General features: G+C 54.7%; 29 protein-coding genes. 2 read left to right on the top strand and 27 right to left on the bottom strand.

Annotated elements, in window-relative coordinates; translation table 11 throughout:
* Positions 1 to 15: 15 nt before the first annotated feature.
* From CMR03_RS08325 to CMR03_RS08205, 24 genes are all read right to left on the bottom strand, one after another.
* Positions 16 to 744, bottom strand: coding sequence for a hypothetical protein (locus tag CMR03_RS08325; protein WP_029571056.1), 729 nt, complete (start codon positions 742 to 744; stop codon positions 16 to 18).
* Between the two features lie 22 nt (positions 745 to 766).
* The gene (locus CMR03_RS08320; RefSeq protein ID WP_029571057.1) at positions 767 to 1483 is read right to left on the bottom strand and encodes a hypothetical protein; all 717 of its coding nucleotides are present in this window, start codon (positions 1481 to 1483) and stop codon (positions 767 to 769) included.
* Complete coding sequence (locus tag CMR03_RS08315; RefSeq protein ID WP_019105088.1) at positions 1473 to 1781, bottom strand: hypothetical protein; 309 nt, start codon at positions 1779 to 1781, stop codon at positions 1473 to 1475. The genes CMR03_RS08320 and CMR03_RS08315 overlap by 11 nt, the downstream gene beginning before the upstream one ends.
* Positions 1778 to 2398, bottom strand: coding sequence for a type-F conjugative transfer system protein TraW (traW, locus tag CMR03_RS08310; RefSeq protein WP_029571058.1), 621 nt, complete (start codon positions 2396 to 2398; stop codon positions 1778 to 1780). The genes CMR03_RS08315 and traW overlap by 4 nt, the downstream gene beginning before the upstream one ends.
* Complete coding sequence (gene trbI, locus CMR03_RS08305; RefSeq protein WP_096011286.1) at positions 2395 to 2841, bottom strand: type-F conjugative transfer system protein TrbI; 447 nt, start codon at positions 2839 to 2841, stop codon at positions 2395 to 2397. Before trbI ends, traW begins: the two co-directional genes overlap by 4 nt.
* Positions 2842 to 2856: 15 nt before the next feature.
* On the bottom strand, positions 2857 to 5502 hold the full coding sequence (gene traC / locus CMR03_RS08300) for a type IV secretion system protein TraC (protein WP_096011285.1): 2646 nt from the start codon (positions 5500 to 5502) through the stop codon (positions 2857 to 2859).
* A 321-nt stretch (positions 5503 to 5823) separates the two neighbouring features.
* Entirely contained in the window at positions 5824 to 6372 is a 549-nt protein-coding gene (traV, locus tag CMR03_RS08290) for a type IV conjugative transfer system lipoprotein TraV (RefSeq protein WP_019105083.1), read from the bottom strand.
* Between the two features lie 184 nt (positions 6373 to 6556).
* Positions 6557 to 7396: a DNA adenine methylase gene (locus tag CMR03_RS08285; RefSeq protein WP_029571062.1), complete on the bottom strand. Its 840-nt coding sequence runs from the start codon at positions 7394 to 7396 to the stop codon at positions 6557 to 6559.
* A gap of 79 nt (positions 7397 to 7475) precedes the next feature.
* On the bottom strand, positions 7476 to 7916 hold the full coding sequence (locus CMR03_RS08280) for a hypothetical protein (RefSeq protein WP_244181352.1): 441 nt from the start codon (positions 7914 to 7916) through the stop codon (positions 7476 to 7478).
* Positions 7917 to 7951: 35 nt separating this feature from the next.
* Positions 7952 to 8170, bottom strand: coding sequence for a hypothetical protein (locus tag CMR03_RS08275; protein WP_096011283.1), 219 nt, complete (start codon positions 8168 to 8170; stop codon positions 7952 to 7954).
* Positions 8148 to 8627, bottom strand: a complete 480-nt coding sequence (locus CMR03_RS08270) for a hypothetical protein (RefSeq protein WP_052656070.1) — start codon at positions 8625 to 8627, stop codon at positions 8148 to 8150. Before CMR03_RS08270 ends, CMR03_RS08275 begins: the two co-directional genes overlap by 23 nt.
* Before the next feature lie 70 nt (positions 8628 to 8697).
* Positions 8698 to 9096, bottom strand: coding sequence for a hypothetical protein (locus CMR03_RS08265; RefSeq protein ID WP_096011282.1), 399 nt, complete (start codon positions 9094 to 9096; stop codon positions 8698 to 8700).
* On the bottom strand, positions 9093 to 9371 hold the full coding sequence (locus CMR03_RS08260; protein ID WP_244181351.1) for a hypothetical protein: 279 nt from the start codon (positions 9369 to 9371) through the stop codon (positions 9093 to 9095). The genes CMR03_RS08265 and CMR03_RS08260 overlap by 4 nt, the downstream gene beginning before the upstream one ends.
* Positions 9349 to 9870, bottom strand: a complete 522-nt coding sequence (locus CMR03_RS08255) for a hypothetical protein (protein WP_242638502.1) — start codon at positions 9868 to 9870, stop codon at positions 9349 to 9351. The genes CMR03_RS08260 and CMR03_RS08255 overlap by 23 nt, the downstream gene beginning before the upstream one ends.
* Positions 9845 to 10630 (bottom strand): hypothetical protein, encoded by a 786-nt coding sequence (locus CMR03_RS08250; RefSeq protein ID WP_029571068.1) that lies wholly within the window; start codon positions 10628 to 10630, stop codon positions 9845 to 9847. The genes CMR03_RS08255 and CMR03_RS08250 overlap by 26 nt, the downstream gene beginning before the upstream one ends.
* The gene (locus CMR03_RS08245; RefSeq protein WP_244181350.1) at positions 10627 to 11376 is read right to left on the bottom strand and encodes a hypothetical protein; all 750 of its coding nucleotides are present in this window, start codon (positions 11374 to 11376) and stop codon (positions 10627 to 10629) included. Before CMR03_RS08245 ends, CMR03_RS08250 begins: the two co-directional genes overlap by 4 nt.
* Positions 11357 to 11746: a hypothetical protein gene (locus tag CMR03_RS08240; RefSeq protein ID WP_019105075.1), complete on the bottom strand. Its 390-nt coding sequence runs from the start codon at positions 11744 to 11746 to the stop codon at positions 11357 to 11359. Before CMR03_RS08240 ends, CMR03_RS08245 begins: the two co-directional genes overlap by 20 nt.
* A 30-nt stretch (positions 11747 to 11776) precedes the next feature.
* The gene (locus CMR03_RS08235) at positions 11777 to 12175 is read right to left on the bottom strand and encodes a hypothetical protein (RefSeq protein WP_029571070.1); all 399 of its coding nucleotides are present in this window, start codon (positions 12173 to 12175) and stop codon (positions 11777 to 11779) included.
* Entirely contained in the window at positions 12172 to 12702 is a 531-nt protein-coding gene (gene rfaH / locus CMR03_RS08230; protein WP_029571071.1) for a transcription/translation regulatory transformer protein RfaH, read from the bottom strand. Before rfaH ends, CMR03_RS08235 begins: the two co-directional genes overlap by 4 nt.
* 11 nt (positions 12703 to 12713) lie before the next feature.
* The gene (gene traB, locus CMR03_RS08225) at positions 12714 to 14105 is read right to left on the bottom strand and encodes an F-type conjugal transfer pilus assembly protein TraB (RefSeq protein WP_029571072.1); all 1392 of its coding nucleotides are present in this window, start codon (positions 14103 to 14105) and stop codon (positions 12714 to 12716) included.
* Positions 14098 to 14838: a type-F conjugative transfer system secretin TraK gene (gene traK / locus CMR03_RS08220; protein WP_029571073.1), complete on the bottom strand. Its 741-nt coding sequence runs from the start codon at positions 14836 to 14838 to the stop codon at positions 14098 to 14100. Before traK ends, traB begins: the two co-directional genes overlap by 8 nt.
* 3 nt (positions 14839 to 14841) lie before the next feature.
* Positions 14842 to 15435, bottom strand: coding sequence for a TraE/TraK family type IV conjugative transfer system protein (locus tag CMR03_RS08215; RefSeq protein WP_029571074.1), 594 nt, complete (start codon positions 15433 to 15435; stop codon positions 14842 to 14844).
* 49 nt (positions 15436 to 15484) lie between these two features.
* A complete protein-coding gene (gene traL / locus CMR03_RS08210; protein ID WP_019105069.1) occupies positions 15485 to 15787 on the bottom strand; it encodes a type IV conjugative transfer system protein TraL in 303 nt (100 codons plus the stop codon).
* Between the two features lie 6 nt (positions 15788 to 15793).
* A complete protein-coding gene (locus tag CMR03_RS08205; RefSeq protein WP_028715642.1) occupies positions 15794 to 16186 on the bottom strand; it encodes a type IV conjugative transfer system pilin TraA in 393 nt (130 codons plus the stop codon).
* Between the two features lie 127 nt (positions 16187 to 16313).
* Between CMR03_RS08205 and CMR03_RS08200 the strand changes: the two genes are divergently transcribed.
* A complete protein-coding gene (locus CMR03_RS08200; RefSeq protein WP_244181349.1) occupies positions 16314 to 16991 on the top strand; it encodes an Arc family DNA-binding protein in 678 nt (225 codons plus the stop codon).
* Between the two features lie 473 nt (positions 16992 to 17464).
* Here the strand turns inward: CMR03_RS08200 and CMR03_RS08195 are convergent, their stop codons facing one another.
* Positions 17465 to 17911: a relaxosome protein TraM gene (locus CMR03_RS08195; RefSeq protein WP_019105066.1), complete on the bottom strand. Its 447-nt coding sequence runs from the start codon at positions 17909 to 17911 to the stop codon at positions 17465 to 17467.
* A gap of 791 nt (positions 17912 to 18702) precedes the next feature.
* Here CMR03_RS08195 and CMR03_RS08190 point away from each other — a divergent pair.
* Entirely contained in the window at positions 18703 to 19239 is a 537-nt protein-coding gene (locus CMR03_RS08190; protein ID WP_096011280.1) for a lytic transglycosylase domain-containing protein, read from the top strand.
* Positions 19240 to 19265: 26 nt separating this feature from the next.
* Here the strand turns inward: CMR03_RS08190 and CMR03_RS08185 are convergent, their stop codons facing one another.
* Both CMR03_RS08185 and CMR03_RS08180 read right to left on the bottom strand, forming a co-directional pair.
* Positions 19266 to 20087 (bottom strand): DUF932 domain-containing protein, encoded by an 822-nt coding sequence (locus CMR03_RS08185; RefSeq protein ID WP_096011279.1) that lies wholly within the window; start codon positions 20085 to 20087, stop codon positions 19266 to 19268.
* Between the two features lie 64 nt (positions 20088 to 20151).
* Positions 20152 to 20508, bottom strand: a complete 357-nt coding sequence (locus CMR03_RS08180) for a hypothetical protein (protein WP_208625012.1) — start codon at positions 20506 to 20508, stop codon at positions 20152 to 20154.
* Positions 20509 to 20924: the final 416 nt, after the last annotated feature.

Here is a 20924-nt window from a genome sequence, read left to right as displayed (position 1 = left end):
AACACGGAAGGCGCATCACCTCTGATAAAGCGAAGCTCCCGCCATCCAGTCATCGTCAGTCCCGACCTGATGTGAGGAGCGTGCTTTTTTTGATGGACAGGAAATAAAAGCCCAGCCGGTATAACCGTCGTTAACGCCATACTGCAGGATGCCTTTTTCAATCTGCTCTGCCACGGACCGCAGAAAATGCGGCAGCGTTTCAGGAGCTGTATGGTGCGTACCCTGCAGCAGAACCACCACTGCCTCTCTGTCAGGCATCGGCATGTAAGGACCGAAAACCTGCGTATAGGCCCCGGGCTGCGCTCTGCCCCCGGAAGAGTCGGGACCAAAAAATGAGGGGCTGTCTGCGGTGATATCAGACTCCATCTGCCAGCGTAAAACCCCCTCTTTGCCCAGTTTCCCGCCCGTAAATGTCCCTCTTTCCTTTCTGAGTGAGCGGGCAAGCTGGCGCAGGCCATCGGGTATTTCCCGCTGCAGCGTACCCGGCGAGCCCCAGCAGAGGATGCTGACCTGCTGCAGTGGCCATGCCTCCTGCAGCCAGCCCGAATGCACATCGCGCTGTGATATAAACGACCTCGGTGTAATGGCTGCCTCAGCTTCAGCATGCCGTGGTGCGTTTCGTCCGCCTGCGCGTAGTGCCAGCGCTCTGTTCGTTTGCTTACGTATGAATTTTCTTACGTATGAGGCCACCCACAGGGTTAAGGGAAGCCCACCCGCGACATACAGCACATCTAGTTTTTCCACCTGATGCCTCCCGGTTCATGGGTCAGATCTGGTGCGCCCCGAACGCAGCCTCTTCCGGGGGCCTCGTCGCATCATGGCAGGCCTGAAAGGCATCACCTTTCAGTGTGACGAACCAGCCAGCTGCCTCCGCAGCCCTCTGACAGGAAGCCGCCCAGCTGTGCGCATACCCCTCTTCTGACGCCTGGGTCTGCAGCTTTTCCTCATGCTCACTGTCCAGAAACGGCGTGAAATAGCGGTGACGGGCACCGACGACTTTCAGCCCCACCCTCAACTGCACGTCATCAGGAAGTATCACCTTAAGGCGCTCGTCTCTGCGCAACCTGTGGCCCTCATCCTCCAGCGCCCCGCCATAAGCGGCCAGCAGGTGCTGCCAGAGCCTCGCGTTCTCGCTCTGAGCCATACACGCCGCCATGTTCAGACTCCCCAGCGGATAACACCCGGTTTTCTCGACCGGAACGTCGTAAGTCACCTCCTGCTTCGGAGGCTGCAGCCGGGTATGCACAGCCTTCAGTACTTTCCCGATAAGCGTTCCTATAACGTAACCCGTCACCATTGTGAGCAGCACCGACCAGACCGTTACTCCATCAGGAAGAAAAGGTGCGTCCACAGCCTCGGGCAGTGAACCGGGCGGCTGTATCTGTAGAACGGGCATTCCCGTGACCGTTTGAGGCGAATCATACGCCGAAGTAACAGCCTGTCTGATGCCCTCTGCCAGGGCATGAGCCGCTTCATCCTTCATAGCTTCCACCCTTCTGCGACGCAGGATCGATAAACGACTCCAGGAGAAAACCGTCACGGCGAAGCACTGTTGCCACATCCGTTTCGTTCAGAGACGCCCAGACAATGTCTTTGCGCATTTTTCCGTTAAACGCCAGAAGGACCTGCAGCGCGGCACGGACAATCACTGACTCCGTGTAAAGCGGATGTTCTTCCGTCATGAGCCGCAGACCGGCCTTGTCGGCGTCATTCATACGCACCGTGGTCGCATGTCGCTTAACGTGTTCGGGTGTCGTTACATCCCGCATGTTGTGACTCATTTCAGTGCCACCTCCTCCACCCTGAGCGTGCGGCCGTCACGCGTGATGCGAACCGGGGTATGCTCAAAGCCAAATTTTGTTGTTAACGTGCCGTACTGATCAAAATAAACAGGCGCATCAAGCGCCAGACTGCTGTCGTGTATGTTGCCTTTGACCAGGATGACTTTGACGTTTTGTTGCCCTTTGATCTGTTTTGCCGCCCAGCCCATCTGCGCCGCATTGTCACCGTCGATGAAATAAAGCGTCTCACTGAAAGCCACCCTGTCCAGTGGATTGATTTTGTCACCGGCACGGGCAATGACGTTGCCGCGCATATCTGTGATGGTTTCCTTTACCGTGAAGGTCGGGTCAAAACTGTAAACCCTGTCTTTTATCGCGGGCGAAAGCCCTGCAACCGGCTTCGGGCGAACGGCATGGGCTTTGACTCTTGCCTCCGCTTCCCGCTGCAGCCTTGCCAGCTCTCCGCTGTCCTGCATTCCTTTGAGCCGCTGAGCGATAAAATCCAGCAGGTCAGGTTCGGATACCGGAAACAGATGGCCAACCGTGCCCAGGTCTTTTGCGGCGGCAGGCCACACAACGGCAATACTGAGCAGCAGCGCACCCAGCCTCGCTCTCATCGTGCCTCCTTCATCTGGCGGGCTATGTCGGCCTGAATCTCTGGCGTGATATCCTCCGCACCATTCACAACGGCCCCTTTCACCAGAATCAGGGCTGAATGGTGCTGTTGCCAGTCACTGAGACTGTTGTTCAGGGCTCTGCTGAAGCGGTTTGTCAGTACCTCAGCCGCTTCTTTTGTAAGGGGGTTGAGGGCGCTCTGTTGCCTGAATGCATCAATTGTCCCCTTCATATCAAACACCACCGTGGCAGGCCTTGCTGCACTGGCCACCAGAGCGCTGATACCGGCGCTGAGGAGCAGAATCAGTGCCCCTCCGGCGAGGTATCGCACCCCGGTTCGCCGCCAGAAGGGCTGCTCTGGGGGAAGAGGTGTGTCGTCAGACTTTTGTGAATTGCCAGACGACTGTCCGCCCTCACGGACGGGCAACGTATTTTCATCCTGCATCGTTATTTCCTCTGGTTAAGCCGCCGTGATCCCGGCCCAGCGCTCAAGTTCTTCCACCTCTTCCCTATACATATGCGGCTGGCACGCAAGCAGGTAAGCCGCCTCCTCACTGGTCGCCCCCAGTTTCTGAGCGTTCGTCATGAACTGGTAATCATCTCCGCGCGTACTGAACATGGCGCGCGTGATCGGATCAACAAACACGCGATGGAAAGAACTGTGTTCGCCACTGGAAATCATCACCGAACTGAACCCTGTGCTGCGCGCAGGCTGGAAGCCCCGTATGATCTGCGTCTCTGCTTCACTGAACTGATCGGGGTTGGCATTGAGGTAAGTTTTAAAAGCTTTGGCATCCTGCAACAGCGTGACCTTGGTTCCTGAGCAGTCCCATGCCGCAGCCGCAGCAGGTGGAGCCGCCTGGTCTTTTGTGCCGGTGAAGTCTTTTATACCCTGCGTGATGGTGATGAAAGCCCCCTTGTGGCGGCGCACCGTGCGGTAACCCGTATCAATAAATTTGGCGGCATGTGGGTTTGAGCCACTGAACAGTCGCCAGGCCTCGTCGATAATGGCCAGTTTTTTAAGATCACGCGGTGAGTGATACATCTTTTCCTGTATCGCCAGAATCAGTGAGTACAGGATGGCCGACAGCAGGTGTGGCTGGTTTTCCAGGCTCAGCAATTCAAGAACCGCAAAGCGGGTGTTTGCATCGAGCGTCGGGTTATCGGAGTTGAAGTATTCCCCGTTGGCTCCCCATGTGCACCAGCGGTCAAGCAGCAGTACCAGCTCGTTGATGCGGTTCATGATGGTAGGCTGCTCTGCGTAAATATCCTTCACCTCTGGCGACGTCATGTAATGAACCACGTCATCGATGCGGGCCTTGTTCTTCTTGGCCTCCCATGCGGCCACCACCCCTTTCAGCAGGATGGTTTCGCTGACCTTGTCCAGCGGCTCATTCGGACTGGCCAGCACGGTCAGCAGCCCCTGAATTCCCTCAGATGACTCCTTGATATCGGTGACGTTCGCAAAGGGATTAAAGCGCAGCGTGGCACCATCAAGATACGAACCGCCCGCCTGCCGGCAGAAGTTTTTATAACTGCCGCCCATATCGATAACCCAGCCAAATCCGCCGGAGTTAAGAACCTGCCGCAGGATTTCCTGAATAAAGAAACTTTTCCCTGCACCGGTTGTACCCGTCACGGCAACGTTAAAATTCGTTGAGCCGTTGTGTTCATAGAACATGTCAAAGAAAGCAAGCGCATTGCGAAAAGTGGGAAGCGGGCTGCCGGACTGAGCCATCTGCCGCTCTGCCACCACCGGCATAAGGTTCACTGCATTGAAGCTCTTGCAGCGCAGCGTGGCATTCATATGTTTCATGTCATCCCACAACCCCTCCTGCATCATGAACGGGAGCGTGGTCAGCCAGTTACGCAACTGCATATAGCGCGGGGCCGAAATTTCGAGGTCATTCTTACGGAAGACGTTTATCGCCGACAGTTCGCATTTCTGCTGTTCACTGTCGTTGTCAGGACAGAACAGCGTCAGGTTGAGGTTGAAGCTGCACATGGCGATTTCGTTGCTGGCCAGTCCCATACGCAGGTCGCGGAACTCCTGATAGGTCCGCTGGGTATTGGGAAAAAGCTTTCCGTAGGAGGAATTCGCCTTTTTTCCCAGATCCTGCTCTTTACGGAAAGCTTCGTTCTGACTCGCCACCTGGTCTTCAAGACAGACCGTCCAGCTCAGCATAAACGGGCAAGGAATGCCCAGGTCCGGATAGCGAATGTTCTGCAGGTTGTCTGCGACCTGCCACAGCGCGAACCTTTTCGGTACGGTCGTCAGTTGCATGTTGACGATACGGGAGCTGGCCACTCGGGAGTTACCCTCATCACCGACACGACGGTCAGTCGGTTTGCGTGCCGTGGTGAGGCGGAGATAGTCCGGGTGCACTTCCATTTCCGTGCTGTGATCTACGCACTGACGATGCAGTTCCTGCTCAGGATTCCACTGCACGTCATCACGGGTGACCTGCCCCGGACGGTAGTTGATCTGCTCACGTATGACGTTCAGAAATTCATCAGGCCCTATACGTGTCGTCTCCATATGGGCCGCCTGCAATGATACCTTCAGCGTTTCACGCAACTGAGAGACCGTGTCCATCGCCTTGATCCCGCCAGTACCTGGGTGCGCATACACCAGAAACACCCGGTAGTTACGCAGATAAAGCGGGTACTCACGATTGTTGGCGAGTCCCTTCAGCGCCGAGCGCTCCCAGAAAGCTTTAGTGATGGCGTTAAGGCGCGGGGCCATGTCCCCTTTCCACATGTCACGGCTGAGTCCCTGCTCCAGCATGTCGCCAACGCATTTGCTCGCGACCATCAGTACGGTGACCGGCGTTTTACGCGGCAGCTTTTTGCGGAGCAGGTCATCAAGCGCCTGCACCACCTGCTGATTGGCACCGGCCAGGGGGGCCACCTCAAGGATGAAGCCGACCGAGCGCGTATTGATAAAGAGTTCAGTCTTGTCATCAAACTCACGCCACGGCAGCAGGCTGGTAATTGAGGGATGGTTCATGCTGTCTTTCAGCATTTTACGCGCCGAACTGGCACCGCCCTCATGGCGGCTGCTGTCCAGAATGCCGGTGAGGTGATCGAGAACTTTAGCGAGCATGGCTGTCCTCCGACGGGGTCAAAAAGAGACATGAGGCGTTACCGAAAGACATCCAGTGCCGGTCACCTGTTGCGGATGACATAACCTGCGACGTCAGAAATGTTCCAGAGAAGGTTTTACCGTGGCCCGTCGAATCTACCGGGCAGGTATGCCACCGGATCATGGGAGCATCCATATAAATGCTCCAGGGATGAGTTTTGTATGCCTGGCCGTTCAGGGCTTCTGCACTTGCCACACTTTCAGGCATATGCTGCATCATGAAAGCCCCGTAACCACTGCCTCTGCCGCTGAGCAGGCTCACGCTTTCACATCTCTTCATGCTTAATCTCCCTGACTTATCACGCGATAGTCTTCATCCCAGCGCGATTTTTTCTTCACAAACTCCACAACGGCGGGCTGATGAAAGCTGTCTTCGCCGTCCACCCAGGGGGCAATCCAGAGGCGCTGCGTGGCATCCGGAATGCGTTTCGCATCTACATGGCCCGGCCCGCTGTAATCTGACGGCGTGATGCTGCCATCGGGTACAGACGTCGTTCTCACCGGGATGGTCGAGGCGCGCAGCGCATCGCTGCTCAGGTGCGAACGGCCTCCTGCACGGGGAGTAAATGCCGGAACGGTGACTTTACGATTCGGATCGATGGCGGGCTTCACATTGCCGGGCGTCGCCAGCGCCTCAGCGGCAGGCTTTGGGCCTGCTTCTCTGCTGGCCGTCAGGTCATCAAGACTTTTTCCCTTGTCTGCCAGGTGACTGGCTTCTGACATCGTCAGGCACTGGTCAGTCGCCGTTTTGTTGCAGTCAAAGTCGGAATTCATGCCGGCACAGCCGGTCAGCGCCGCGCACAGCAGTGCGCACGCAAACAGTTTTTGCATGGGAGTTACCTCAGTGGCGGCGGAGCCGCAGGTTAATCGTAGTGAGTAGAAACAAGAGTGGCAGGTGAGTCCTGCTCATGGGTGCCGGAGAAAAGCCCTGGTGTTGGTACCTTTCTTTTCATACCTGAAACGCTGGTTTTGATTACTGTAAGAATCTGCTCTTAGTTTTATAGGTTCTTCAACTTCACAGGAAACTGAAGTTTGTGCCACAGGCGATCTCTTCAGTTCTGAGCCGTATCCACAGGCATTCAGTGCGCTTTACCGAACCGGAAACACCGTTTGCCGCCGTGGTTTTAACGCGCTTGGACCATCCCTTTAACATGTCATTGTAAAGGTCAGTATCGTAGCCACTGAGGATGACCGAGCCTTTTAACGCCTTGAGCACGTCAATAAGACGGGCATGCTGAGCAGTGTCCATTTCATACCGGTAGTACGAACTGGCCATGACTCTGACCTCGTGCATGTAAGGGGGATCAACATAGTGCAGCGTGTCCGGCGTGTCATGGTCCAGCATGCACTGGATTGCCTCCCGTTTTTCCACCAGTACTCCCGCGAACCGTTCAGCCACTGCAATGAGGTTAGCGGGGGCCCATGACCACACAGCCTGCGCAGTCGCGTAGTTGCGGCGGCTATCAAGCCTGAAACCGGTCCTGCCTTTCGTCGCGCCGGCAGAGCCAAATCCCATCGTGGCGCGCACGATTGTCCGGCGAGCCTGCTCAACCGGTTCATCCGTATGTTCGTACGCTTCCTGGAATTCAACCCGTGAAAAGGGCGTCATCATGCATGCTTCTGCAAGCTGTCGGCTCATTTGCGGGTCGCGCAGGACCCGAAACAGATTCACGACATACTCATCAAGATCGTTGTAGACCTCGGCTTCGCTTCGCGGTTTCTGAAGCAGAACAGATGCCGCCCCGCCAAAGGGTTCGACATAACAACGGTGTGGGGGGAAATGTTCAATAATCCAGGGGGCGAGTCTGAATTTACCACCATGATACCGCATGACAGGATGTCTGATTGCAGCCATAGATTCCTTCCCGCGTAAAGCATTTTTAAACTTAAGCCGCCACTCCTCTTATCCTCAGCGCCTATGCCAACGCAGCCGGTCAGCTATGCTTCGACTGCATGAATGAGGCCCGAGGAGTACCTGTCGGGTCGGATTGATCATTGCTGGCGCTCAGGCACACTCGCTCTTTTTCTGCCCAGCGCACTGCCGCCCTGAGCGTCAGCCTGTGATTTAAAGTCACGTCTTCCTTCATCTCCAGCCAGGCTTCTGCACTGACAGGTTTATAACGTTCAAACTGTCTGTAAACACGTTCAGACCAGCTCTGAAAGACACGGTCAATCACCCAGGCGTAAGCAACAGACCATGTTCCCAACGTAATCATTACCGCCCCGACCAGATTTCCGCTGGTCGCTGATGAGGCTTTCACAACCGCCACAAACTCTGCCGGTAGCAGCACCAGACCAACAAGCGCGAGATAAAACCCGGGTCGTACCCACTGCGCAGGGTTGCCGCGTTTTTTCCAGTCTTCCAGGTCTGCCACTATCTGCCAGAACAGGCGCTGATTACTTGTTAACGTCAGGGATTCGCTGTTCCTCTTTCATGCCCGTTGCTGTCTGCTGAAGGCAGGGGTTGTTGCTCAATGCAGGGACCGTTCAGTGACTCTTTAACAGATTCAATGTCCGCCAGCAGCGCAGCCAGGGTTTTACTGTCTGCCTGTGACAGCCATGCTTTACGATACCGGATGCGGAGCGAACAGAGCCGTATCCGCGCTTCACGGGTATTGCGCATCGTCATGATGGCGATCCTCTGTGTCATGCCCCATTTTGCGTGATGCCAAAGCGAATGTTTCGCGGTTAAGAGCACTCAGTTCCTGCGATATCCATTGACCTACCCTGTGAGGGTCCAGACAGCAGCTTCGCGTGATGTCCTGCCTCAGTCTGGCAAAAGCCGCCTCGTCTGTGGGTTTGTATAAAACCAGTTCTTTCGCAATCAGATCAGACCATGTGTAATGGGGTGTCTTGGCTGTCTTTAGCCATGACACAAACTGCATCAGCATAGCAACCACCTGAAGCTGAAGAGTGTACGGACCTCCTCTGACCGTATAGACCAGTGCAAATAACGAAACCACGACAGTGACACTCCAGGCGGCCCAGATTCCAGTACGAACAGGTACCCTTTTTAACCACATGAAATTCATCCTTCGGAGACGCACAAGCTGTTTCCGCCGGGCTTTAAGAGTCTTTTCAGCCATTTTTTATCCCCTCATGCAGAAGCACTGACGCGTTCTCGAAAAAGCGCCTCAGCAAAACATGCCTGGTTCCTCAGTCGTTTTCTTTGTTTGTTCGCTCATAACAAATATCATTAACACACCAGTATTTACCGATGTCCCGACCGTCCGTTGTGAGAGTGGTTATCGGCTCCATCACAGCTATGCCGGGATCGGCATTCACACAGCCGCTGACTGTCACCACGTAACCACTGGTCATCACCAGCACAGAAACATCGTCATCGTGGTAAAAGAAGCCGTGACAGTTGTTTTTCACCATCGCCAGCGAGCCAATCTGTTGCAGTTTATTTTCACTTTTAGCATGGAGCATCATCGGCAACCCATACAGCACGCCTACCGTCAGCAACCCAAAAAACCCCGCGAGTAAGAGAAGTGAGCGCAGGATTTCATTGATCTTCGATGATCGGTTATCTGACACTTTACTGGTCGTCATATTCTGTCACTCCTTACCGCGTTATACCGCAGCTTACCTGTTAACTTCAGGGATTCACTGGCCATTCGCTGTTCCTCTTTCATGACCGCTGCTGTCTGCTGAAGGCAGGGTTCTGGCTCAATGCAGTGACCATTCAGTGACTGGTTAACAGATTCAATGGCCATCAGCAGCGCAGCCAGGGTGTTACTGTCGGCCTGTGACTGCCATGCTTTACGATACCGGATGCGGAGCGAGCAGAGCCGTATCCGCGCTTCACGGGTGCCGGGCGTCGTCATGATGGCGATCCTCTGTTTCATGGCCCATTTTGCGTAACGTGAAAGCGAACTCCCGACGGTTTAAAGCCTGTTGTTTGTCCCGAATTGCGCGTTCTTCCTCCTTTACCCATTCATCCAGTACCTTTGGGTCAAGGTGGCCATCCTTCAAAACACTTTGCTGCAGCCTGGCAAAAGCGTCCGGGTATGTGGGAAGGTACGAAACCAGTTCGTCTGCTATAAGGTCAGGCCAGTTATGCGGTTTCTTTCGCCACCGAAGCCATAACACACCCGATAAAACAACCGATGCCAGACCTGCCGTCAGGAGTACGGGACGGATTTGTTCCGAAAAAAAATCATCCAGATTGATTAACACGATAAAGACAGTAACAGCCCACACAGCAAGGGTTTCAACATGAGGTGGCTGTCTTTCCAGCCATCCAACATTCATCCAACGGATACGATTAAACTGTTTTCGCTGCCTGTTAAAAGTATCCTCATTCTGGTTCAGGTTCAGATTCACTTTCCCCTCCACTCATTTGAGAAACGGCAAGCAGACGCTGGTCTACCCAGCCCTCAGCCCTGCAGGTTGCCACGGCAGAAAACGTGTCTTCCGGTGTCCAGTTCAGCACTGCCGCGTTGTTTTCCGGCACACTCTTTACATCGTCGAGTTCACAGGAAGGCAAAACCGCCTTCCCGTAATGAACCGCCGTCACGACGATTTTTACCGGCAGACCACTCACAATGTGTGACGGAATGGCCCACTGAAAACTGACATCAGACTGTCCGGACACGGGGGCGGGTTGCTCACTGCTGCTGTCGCTGTTTGCCTCGCGCAGGCGGCTGTTGATCCACTCGCGATCGCTGGAAGACAAATCGTGCTGACTGAGTAACCAGACCAACGCAGCCGTTCCCACCCAGCCGGGACCACTGGCCTCTTTCTCCCTGATAATGGTCTGAAGCCGGGGTGAGGGCTGAGGCCCGTTGTTGTTAAGCAGAGACTGCCGGGCAGAGGGTGAAGGCCCGTATCCCGGAGACGTGCCGTTACCCCGGCCCGCTGAACTGCCGTTTCCTCCGGCAGATTTCGTGCCGCTGCCCGATTCTGGCCTGAAGCTTTTGTATGCGGGCGCGCTGCCCGTTGAGGAGGGCCGGTACGACGGACTGCGGGCGGCAAAGCCTGATGAAGATTTAAAAGATGATCGGGAAGAGAAACCGCCAGCCTTAACGGGCAGCGTCTGCAGAAGGCAAAGCGCGACAAGCGCCCCCCTGACGAGAATGTTCATTTCGCCTCCCAGTTTGCCTGCCCGTTCACGGTGATAATGCTCCGGTCTTTTGCAAGAGACTGAATGCGCAGAATCTCTCTCGGGCTCAGCGTCGCGGGGGGCCCGGCAGTTTCCAGTTTGTTGTAACAGTCGCCAATACAGCGCAACCGCCACAACAGCGCGCTGGCCTCATCGTGCTGCTCGCTGTAAAGACGACTGAGACTGGCGTGTGCCTTCGTATCATACGCAAGCCAGGCCTGAGCAAAAAAGGCAGCGGCACGGACGCTGTCTTTCTGCACCCACTGTCCCCGTTCCAGTACGTGGGCAGTTGTGGCCAGAAGACGCGCTGACGACCTGTCACCCGCCGAATGCGTGGCAAGATTAATCAGTTCTTCAGCGAGTTGGGGCATCCGGGATTGCAGCTCCTCCGGCGGGTCATTCCGCATGAACAGGTCAATGAAGGCTGCGGGAGAGCGCCGGTTTAACGCTGTGCGGTAAAGTGAAAGTGCGAGCTCCTGATACGCAGTATGGACTTCCTCTGAGCATGTCGCTCTGAACACTCCGGGATGGCAGTTTTTTTCCGCGTCCTTGTTCAGCTGCTGATAGGCCTGAAACGCATCAGGATTCTGTAGTGCTTTTGTCCGGTCTTCATCAAACTGCCTGTCACCATAATCACAGCCGGCCAGCATCATGACTGACAGCAGGGCGAGCACTCTGAAAAATTGTTTTTTCATTACAGCCCGCCCTCTACCGGCGTCTTCTTTCAAACATCAGCACGAATACGGCCGCGCCGAACGAGAGCACAACCCCTGTGCAGGGGCCCATATAAAGGAATGCTTTGCTGGCCACCTGAAGCTGACCCGCACGGGCAACCTCAACGAGCCATCCTGCCGGCACGATAAGCCAGGTAACGAGCCCTGCGAAAACCGGGGCCATACTTAATCCGCTACCTAAAGAAAGCACCTGTAAGCCCAGCGTGGCCCAGGCAAGAAGGTTCAGCATCCGCCACACCTGCCACGTTATGCCCCCGGACGGTCCCACCCCCATGCGAAGCATGATGTATACAGCGACCAGATTCAGGGTAACCACAAGAAAAGTAAGCAGAAAAACTATCAGGCGTGCATTCGAATTGTTCATATCCGGTTTCCTTGTCAGGTTCTGATGTGCTCAGGCCCGATCAAATGTCAGTTCAAACAGGGTGATAGCAGGAGCAACAACAGCCCCCATACAGGCAGATACACACAGTGCGGAATACAAAAAAGCGGAGGATGGCCACGCCCATATGATGAGTGAGTTAACGATGCAGACAATGAGCGACAGTGCCCATAAACCTGTCAGCGCCTGCACCGTAGTCAACAGCGTGTGTTTCCCTCTCCGGACCTGGACTCCCAGTGTCACCAGCGACGCCAGCACCATCATTCGCCAGACCGGCCAGCTGACAACGTCAACCTGACCAGTCTTAATCAGCCACGCCATGACGAGATTGTCTGTCAACAGCATGGCGACAAGGCCACACAGGTTGATCCCTTTACCGCGTGGCCACCGCCGCTTAAGCATCACGTTCATATCCTTTTCCTGTCCGGCTGTTCCGCCGCCCGCGCGGCAATATGAAAACGCATGTGGCTTTCCACCGGCACCCGCATCTGACGGTTCAGAATTTTGAACAGCAGCACCGCGCGGCTCATTCCGTCCGGCTCACACCAGATGGCCTCGATCCCCTCAAATGCGCCGTCCTGAATGATGACGCGGTCACCGTCTTCCGGCAGTTGCTTGTTCTGCGGCGCACCCTGCCAGCCCTTCTTCAGCTTTTCAATCACGCGCTCAGGTACAATGGCGGGCAGACCGCCAAAGCTGATGAGTGACGCAATGCCGCGTGTGGCCTTGATGGCGGTGGTATGCACCTTTTCCGGATCGAAACGCACAAAAATGTAGTTTGGGAAAAGAGGCTGCTCAGCGACACGACGTATTAAGCCGTTTTTCAGCCTGACCTCGGAAAACACCGGCAGCAGGGTTTCCACCCCCTGACTGGTCAGCTGCTGCTCCGCTTTTTTTTCCTGTCCAAATTTTGTCTGTGCCACATGCCAGTTTTCCATTCCCTGCTCCCTTAATTAATGGTGTCACCCAGTCTCAATTGGCTCGCCTGCTTAAGGACCTCGTTCGGGTCGGGGACTGTCGGGTTGCCATTGCCGGACGTGCCTGCCGTTGTGCTGGCGGCGGTCTGCTGCACCTGCGGCTGCGGTGCTTCTTTCTTCTCTTTTTCTGCGTCGGCCTCTTCGATGGTCTGAAGCCGGAAACCCTGCTGGAAGACCACGGTCACGGCATTGCCCGCACCAATGTCAATGACGGGGTGATACTGCTCTGCACGTTTGATGTAGTACTGACTCAGGGTTTCAGAGGCTTTGCTGGCACCGCCACCGAACCCCTGTTTGAGAATGTCGCCGGCACCGATGGTGGCCGTTCCCCCCAGCCCTACCATCGGCGTGGCCGCAGATTTGAAGCCATCCCCGAGGCCTGACAGGAAGCCTGCACCGCCCGCATTCATCAGAATCTGGCCGTTACGCATCACCGGTTTCCCGCGAATGCCGACCTTCCCCTGGAAGGACACGTGCCCCTCAAACGGCATATCGATGTGATCGCCGTTTTTCAGGATACAACTGATGTTTTTGGTCCGGACGTCACCGCGCTCGCTGGAGATATCCCCGTAGATTTCGCCGGTCACGCGGCACTTGTCCATGTTGTAGGTGCGGCCGTTCGGCATGGAGACGTCGCCGAGCAGCGTGATGACCACGGGCGAGGTGTTCTGCTGACCGGTCACACTGGCGTTGGCGTCTGCGCCCTCAATCATCACGGCCTCAGAAAACGAGCCTGACGGTATCCAGGGCAGCTTGTGAACGGGCTTTTTCAGCGAGGCATAGGTAAAGGTATCGCGCTGAAGTCCACCCGTGCGTGGCGGGATATTGCCGGGCGCATACCCCTGTCCCTGCACCGGATAGAACTGACTGCCCTGCCCCGCAGCGGGACCGCGTTGCGGGTCGGTAATACTCCACTGCGCCGGACCGGCAGGGCCATGCGCAACCGGGCCGCTGGCAGAGGTCTGGCTGGCGGTGCCGCTCCCCTGTCCGGGTCCGTTTACGGGCTTACTTTCCTGAGCCTGCCGCGTCTGCAGCTGTGTCAGCTGCTCCGTGAGGGTGCTCAGCTGCTTCTTGAGCTCCTCATTCTGCGTGACGAGGGTGTTTTTTATCGTGCCCAGGTCACGCTCCAGACCGGCTGTCTTCTCCTGCTGCTGCTGAAGGGCTGAGGTGTTCACGCCTTGCGTGAATGAGGTGTTGACCAGCCCGCCCGTCATATCCGGTGCCGGTTTGGCGGTGGGGTGCTCCAGCTCGGCCTGATGATGCGAATAAGCCCAGACACCGCCCCCGATGGCGACCATCACGGCAGCGGATACGCCTGCAATGGTCCACTGGCGGCGGCGCGTGGCGATGTTAATGTTACTCATCCCCGCCCTCCGTTCCGGTGGAGAAGACTACCCAGAGCAGCCCTTCACCACTGGCGTACAGGGTGTTTGTGGACAGCATCACCGCACGCACGCCCTTCTGCCAGAACTGCTTCTCGGCAAGCATGCGCGTCACGTAACCGGTGTTTTTCATGCGGTAGCGCACCACGCGCAGGTGAGAACCGACCAGCTGGCGCTCGGGCGTCAGCAGCACACCGGCGGGCGGATTGTAGGCCGGGCCCCGGCTGACCTTCATGTCGGTATAGCCGTCAGGCACACCCCTGTTCACGACGGTGCGGGCCAGGCTGACCAGCGTGGTCTGGAAAGGCTGGCTTTCCTCCCAGGCTTCCGCGTCCGGATTAGCCTTAACCGGCGCATCTGCCGGTATCAGTTCAATCGTGCGTCCGCTGCCGGGCCTGGGCGACACGTCCAGTGACAGGCTGATGCCGTTTGCGGTCTCGATAAATACAGTGAAGTCCCGTGTGGTGAGCGGGGCTATCAGCAGGGCACCATCGGCGGTTGTTTCTTTGGTGTACGCCCCTTCGGGACCGGTCACGCCGGTAATCAGCTCGCCATCGATGACGATTTTGTTCGGGCTGGTCGTGCTCATCTGCGCCTTCAGGTGCGCATTGTTTTCAAACGGCGTGCCGGTCGGTCCGGGCACGGCATACTGTGCGGCGGCAGGCAGCGAGGCCAGTGCACCGGCAACCGCCAGGGCGGCAAGAGTTATCTTCATGGTTCATTCCTGTTGCGGGCGGCGTTCAGGTTTCGTCCAGGGCACTTCGCGGAAGGCTGTCAGGCGGATAAGCCCGTCCACGTAGTGCACGCTGAGCCGGTAGGCTTTATTCGCATCCGGGAGTGGCAGTTTGCCGTTTGACGTACTGGCGTTGAGTACCCCCTGGACAGTGATGTCACCGGTGGTGGTATCGGTGGCTGCATCGTCGATGCGGAATACGGAGGTCACCCCGCTCTTCTTGATATAGTCAGCTTCGGCGGCAAGCTGCTTTTTCATGGTGTCCCGGTCTGCCGGGGGGACGAAGCTCAGCAGGGCGGTGTGCTGGGCATCCACGGTTTCCGGCGTGACGGACAGGCGGAGATTGACGAATGCCCTGACCAGCATGGCATTCAGGGCCGCGTCACCTCCGGATTCGTCAGAGAGAAAAGGCCGGTCAAAGCCCATCGGTATGGTGAGCGTTTTCTGGGTGTGATAGAAATGCCACGCCAGTGAACCGGTGATGACATTGCCGGCACCGAGCAGAAAGACCAGCAACAGCAGCCCCGCCAGCGTCGCGACAACCACACGGTTACGCTCATTCCCGACCTGATACTTCATAGCGTTCTCCAGTAAGTCAAAAAAGCGCCACCGTGCGGTGGCGCCGGGTTTACTGCATCCAGTGCCGGTTTGCTGAGTCAGGTACGCGCCGGAACTGCAACCGCAGAAGCACGGTCGGCAGATACCAGTAGAGAAGGTTCAGAAGCCACCAGGTGCCCTGGCCCTTCTTCAGATGGCGGATTAACAGCCACAGCGCACCGGCCACAAACAACATCACGATGAATATGTCGCAGAGCAGCCCGATACCGGCGCAGGCAATGACAACAATGGCCTCCTCGGTCGGGAGTCCCATCAGGCGTTTTTGTTGGTTGAGTGTTTCCGGAAACAGATACTGCTGAGCGTCCCCGTCCATGTCGGTTTAACCGGCGAGGGCGAAGAACGTTTTGGTGATGACAATCAGGAAGGCAAGACCACCGACGAAGTGCATCGGGTTACGCGTTTTCATGTAGAGGCCTGCAGAGAGGATGATTTCACAGATGTAAATCCCCCACTCCACCGTTGAGCCGTGACCAAACGTATCTTTGGCATCCTGCTTCTGCCCTGCCAGCAGGTCAGTTGCATGCCCGATGTGCGGCAGTGCAAAAACCAGAATGGCCATACAGACAAGAATGGCATTTGCGCGGTGCTGACGAAGATACGAAAAACCCCGACTGGCCATGACGGTCAGGACCGTCAGCGGCGCCTCACTGAACGTCGGACAGGCTTCCGCAGCCCCCTCCGTCAGAGCGGAGCCGGATGTGGCAACTTTCATGTATAAATCCCTCTGTTTGAGTTAAGGAAATGTCAACGCACGTAAACAGACGTAACGCGATGCAAGTGTACATTTTCTCAAAAAAAAAAAATCTGTGACACATGTCACACTTTTACAGGTTACTTTAATGAATTTTAAGATTAATCCTGAAAGCACCTGGCGTAGGCTTTTGCTCCTGACTAAGGACGCCTCGCAAGGAGGAACCAGAAGCATGAAAGTTAAAGAAAAAATGGGTGGCGGCAGAGGAAGGCCCCGCAAGTATGCTCAGGGGGAGGTCCAGTACCGGAAGCTGTGGCTGCCGGAAAATCTCCTGACGGAGCTGCGCGTCGCGGCGCGGGTTCGCGGATATACCACCAACGATGAAATTATCAGCCGGTTAATATTCTCTCTTCAGTTCTCTCCACGAAGGCCACTTATTAAAACCGATGAAGGCCAGCGGCTTATTGCGCTGGCAAGAATGTTCGATGAATTTATTCAGAGCAGACTGGACATCATTCGCCAGACGTATGCTGAAGACGAAAAAAAGAATGAGGATAAAAAAATCTTTATTCCCGGACAGAGGCGGGCATTCAGCAGCAGCTTTCCGGTTAACCTGCGGCGTGATATTGACATAAGCGCACGATTTAACAGGCGGAGCATGAACGATGAAATAATGCAGCGGCTGTTGGGCTCCCTGAATTATCTGACCGAACATCAGCTGCCGGAAAATGAAGAGGTTCACCGGTTACGGGAACTGGCCGTGCTTTTTGATGAATTTATTTATGAAAAAGTAGGGCGTGCAGAAAACCCCTTATCTTCAGGTTAACCTCTTCCCTTCCGAAATCCGGAACCGTGCTGAAAAAAGTTAAGGCGTGATTAGCTCGTCACGGGTGTGATACGTACCGTTTATTTTAAGCCCTGTCGGGCCTGAAGCATTTCAGGCTTAACGTTGTCACGCCGTGTTTCAGCACACTGAAAAGAGGATATATAACGGCGTAAACGACACAATAAACCTGTCGTTTGCGCCACAGGATAAATGGCATCCAGTCACGGCAGGGAGCGCTCTTATTTCACCGAAAGAAAGGTGAATGAAAAACACTTTCACATCCCCACTCAATACCTGATACCCACTCTGATATGAGGCTGATGATTTCAGTTAACCCCTGCACTCATCCAGCGCAGGGATAAAGCCATCATGGCAGCACTTACAGCAAAAGCATGAATGATACCGGCGAGAATTTAAATTTCACTCAGTCATTAACGAGTCGGGACTGAAGAAATATTGACATGCCTTTGACGCTATTCCTGTGCAAGAAAATGCTTACTGGATGCTTTGTCTTCAGCGTCATTAATTGCAGATAAATTCCTGTCCAGAAGTTCCTCCATTAACTCACTGGTGTTTTCTCCACGCATGTTCAGGTACATCTCTGACACCATTGCGATTAAAATACTCACCCCTTCCCTCGTGCCTGACACCTTGCGAATGAGGTCACGATTAAACCCTTCTAAATCAAACTTACCGCCCTCATCCTGGTGTTTTTTTACCATCAGTCCGAAACCAACCAGCTCATTCACCATCGATGAGAAGTTTATTTCACCGTGAGTGGCCCCGTTCTGGATTTCCATATCGACCATCTCCTGCACTTCCCTTTCTGTTTTTTCTTTGAAATAGATATTTCTTCTTCCCATCACTTTCCCCTGCGCTTCACCCGGCAACCTCGCCAGATGACAGCGAATAAATAACATTAAAATGGCCTGTTCAAAACCACGCGAACCGTGTAAAAGTCAGGTAGCTTCTTTTTATTATTCGGCCTGTTTTAACTGTGTGTCAATCCGGCACTTTATATTTTTTTTCAGTACGCTTTTTTTGGTGTGTCAATGCAGCACCTCACATCATTCTGGTGTGTGTTAATGCGGCACTTCCGTTGCAAAATTACCTTAAAAAGCCGCTTTAACGGGTGTGTTAATTGAGCACCACCACCTGAAATCAGGTGTGACAATCCGGCACCACGGGGCAATTTCAGGTGTGGCAATTCAGCACCATCCGCCCACTCAATGCATTTAAACTATTGATAAAAATGAACAACCACAATAAACACACATGGCAGTGCCTTTTATGGTGCCGGATTCACACACTGACCGGCACTGTAGCCCCACACTATCCAGCACTGCAATCACACACAATCAGGCACTATCATATCACTTAATCAGGCACTGTAATGTGTGCGGATTAACACACTATTTCATTCATACTTTAAAAAAAACAAAATAATTTAAGGCTAACTACATGTTTTAAAAAAACAAAACCGCAAGATGAAATCTTGCGTGGGGTGTGATGAAAGAGAAACTATAAAAGCGGCTAGTTGAATATGTGTCTTAAGTGGAATTTAAATAACCTCTGCCTGGTGCTGACTACAGGCAACAAGCGCAGAGTGCGCGTCTGTAACGAATTATCTTGCACAGGATGATCTGAGAAGGTATTTTTTGCGCAGACACAGCACGGCGCATTTTGCGCACGCACATGAGATCCCATAAATATGAAGTGGTTACCCGCCTCCGTCCTTTTTATCGCATTCACCGTTCAGGCTGAACCAGAAATGTGTTTCACGAAAGCCGGGCATGATTTCGGAATCGATCCGCGTTTACTCATGGCACATTCCATTCAGGAGTCGCGCATGCGTAATAACGCAATAAACAACAAAAGCGCACGAAAAAGCACTGACGTATGCAACATGCAAATCAACAGTTCAAACTTCAATGCTTTAAAGAAATTCAATATTACGCGGGAACGTTTACTGGCCGATCCGTGTATTTGCATTTATACCGGCGCATGGATCGAGGCGAGCAATTTCAAAAAGTATGGCAGAACGTGGGATACGGTCGGTATGTATAACACCGGACCGAACCCGAAGTTAATTAAACAGCGCAGAGAGTATGCCGCGATAATTAAAAGCATCTACCGCGTTCTGGTTGCGAGGGATGAAGTTTATGCGCGAATGAATAAAACCGGGCCTATTGAAAAATCGCCTTCTATAACGCTTAGCCGGATTGAGCCAGGCACGGCCCAAAAGTAAACCCCGGCGAACCGGGGTTTACTTTTTCAACTTTTCAGCTTCGCGAATTCCTCCGCCATCTTCCACAACGCCTGATTTAATTTTATGTCGCCGTCGATGCCGTTAACAGGTCGTGTGGTTGTACGCTTCCCTTTTTCAGTGCGTCCCGACAGGCCACCTTTTACCAGGTTCTCCTGCACGATATTAAAGGACGTCCACAGGTCGGTGCCTTTGTCATGCCAGCGGCGGGGGTGAATAATATTTTCGGCGGTCACCGGCGGTGCTTTGTCTTCATATTTGTATTCCAGCGCCAGCTGGCCCAGCAGCAGCCTTTCCGCCTTATCCAGCTGAATCCCCTTCATCATGCCGATATTATTTTCGACTTTTTCAAACACATCGAGAACCGAATACGCGCCTTCAATTACCTGGCTGACAATATCACCTTTGTGCGGCACGCTGATTTCACCAAATGTTTTCCAGCAGACCAGCCCGTTGGTGCAGACTTCGCGGAAAATACCGGGGATCATTTTATAACTGCTGGAACCGTCATGACTGTTCAGCAGAACAATTTCAGGTACTTCCTTGCCGCTGCCGTTATTTCCGCGACGCAGGCGGATCATGTGTTTGGTAAAATCCCGGCGGTTCTGGTCGCGCACGCGGGACTGTTTTGCATAGAAAGGTTCGAACCCTTCGGAGCGGAGTTTGTCGAGCAGGGTAATCGTCGGAATATACGTATAACGGTCTGAGCGCGACTCGTGTTTTTCAACGGAAAACGCGCTCGGGACGTACCGCATAAGCTCATCATTGGTGAGCGGGCGGTTTTCGCGAATGGATGTTTTTGGGGCATAACGGCTTGCAAAACTGACCATAGTGATTACCTCTAAGATACGTTGTTATTAAGCCGGGGTTGTCCCGGCATCGGGCGTTTGTCGCTCAGCGCGGCACTGAGGAATGCTTACCGGCGTTTTCCAGTGACCAGGCGATCAGTTTTCGGGTCTGCGCGTAATTGATCGCCGTGTAGCCCAGGTCGAATTCATAAAGGGCGTATGGCCAGCCCTCCCAGACATAAATTTTGCGTGGCTCACCGTCTTCTGACGGATCGATGATTTCGTCAAACAGCGCCAGTTCCTGCCAGGTCACTCCGCCTGGCCCGCAAAACGTGCCGTTGTCGATGATGAATTCGCTGAGATCCTGAAACTGATCCGCTGTCAGTCCTGTGTTGACTTTTGTCCCTTCAACCCGTGTTTCGGTAGATTCAGAAGCGGCGGTCTTGACGTTGTGTGTGTTCATGCTGGTTCTCCTCTGTCGGTTGCTGTTATCCATGTTTCGGTGAGTTCATCGCGGCGAAGGGCAAAGTGGCACCGGCCGGCGACCGGAACGGAGGCGTCACCGGAAGCCGCAGCGCAAGCGAGCCGGGTTTATGGCGAGTGCGAACGGGTGAGGAACGGCGAAGCGTACCGGAGTGGGAGGGCGACGGACTGTGCTACTGTCAGCCCTCCGCGCTGAACCACCGGAACAGAACAGCCGCACGGGATAACATGAGCATGAACACCTGCGGCACGACGGAACGGCGTGACGGCCTTACAGGGCGCCCGCGCCCGGTGAACGCACCGGCGACAGCCGGTTGCAGCCCTTGACCTCAGCCATCAGACCTTAGCCGGGAGGCCCGAAACGCGGCCCTTTGCGGTTCGGCGGAGACGGGCGGC

Source organism: Pantoea allii (assembly GCF_002307475.1).
Classification (GTDB): domain Bacteria; phylum Pseudomonadota; class Gammaproteobacteria; order Enterobacterales; family Enterobacteriaceae; genus Pantoea; species Pantoea allii.
Note: the sequence above shows the minus strand (reverse complement) of the source record. Positions and strands in the feature narration are given on the sequence as shown.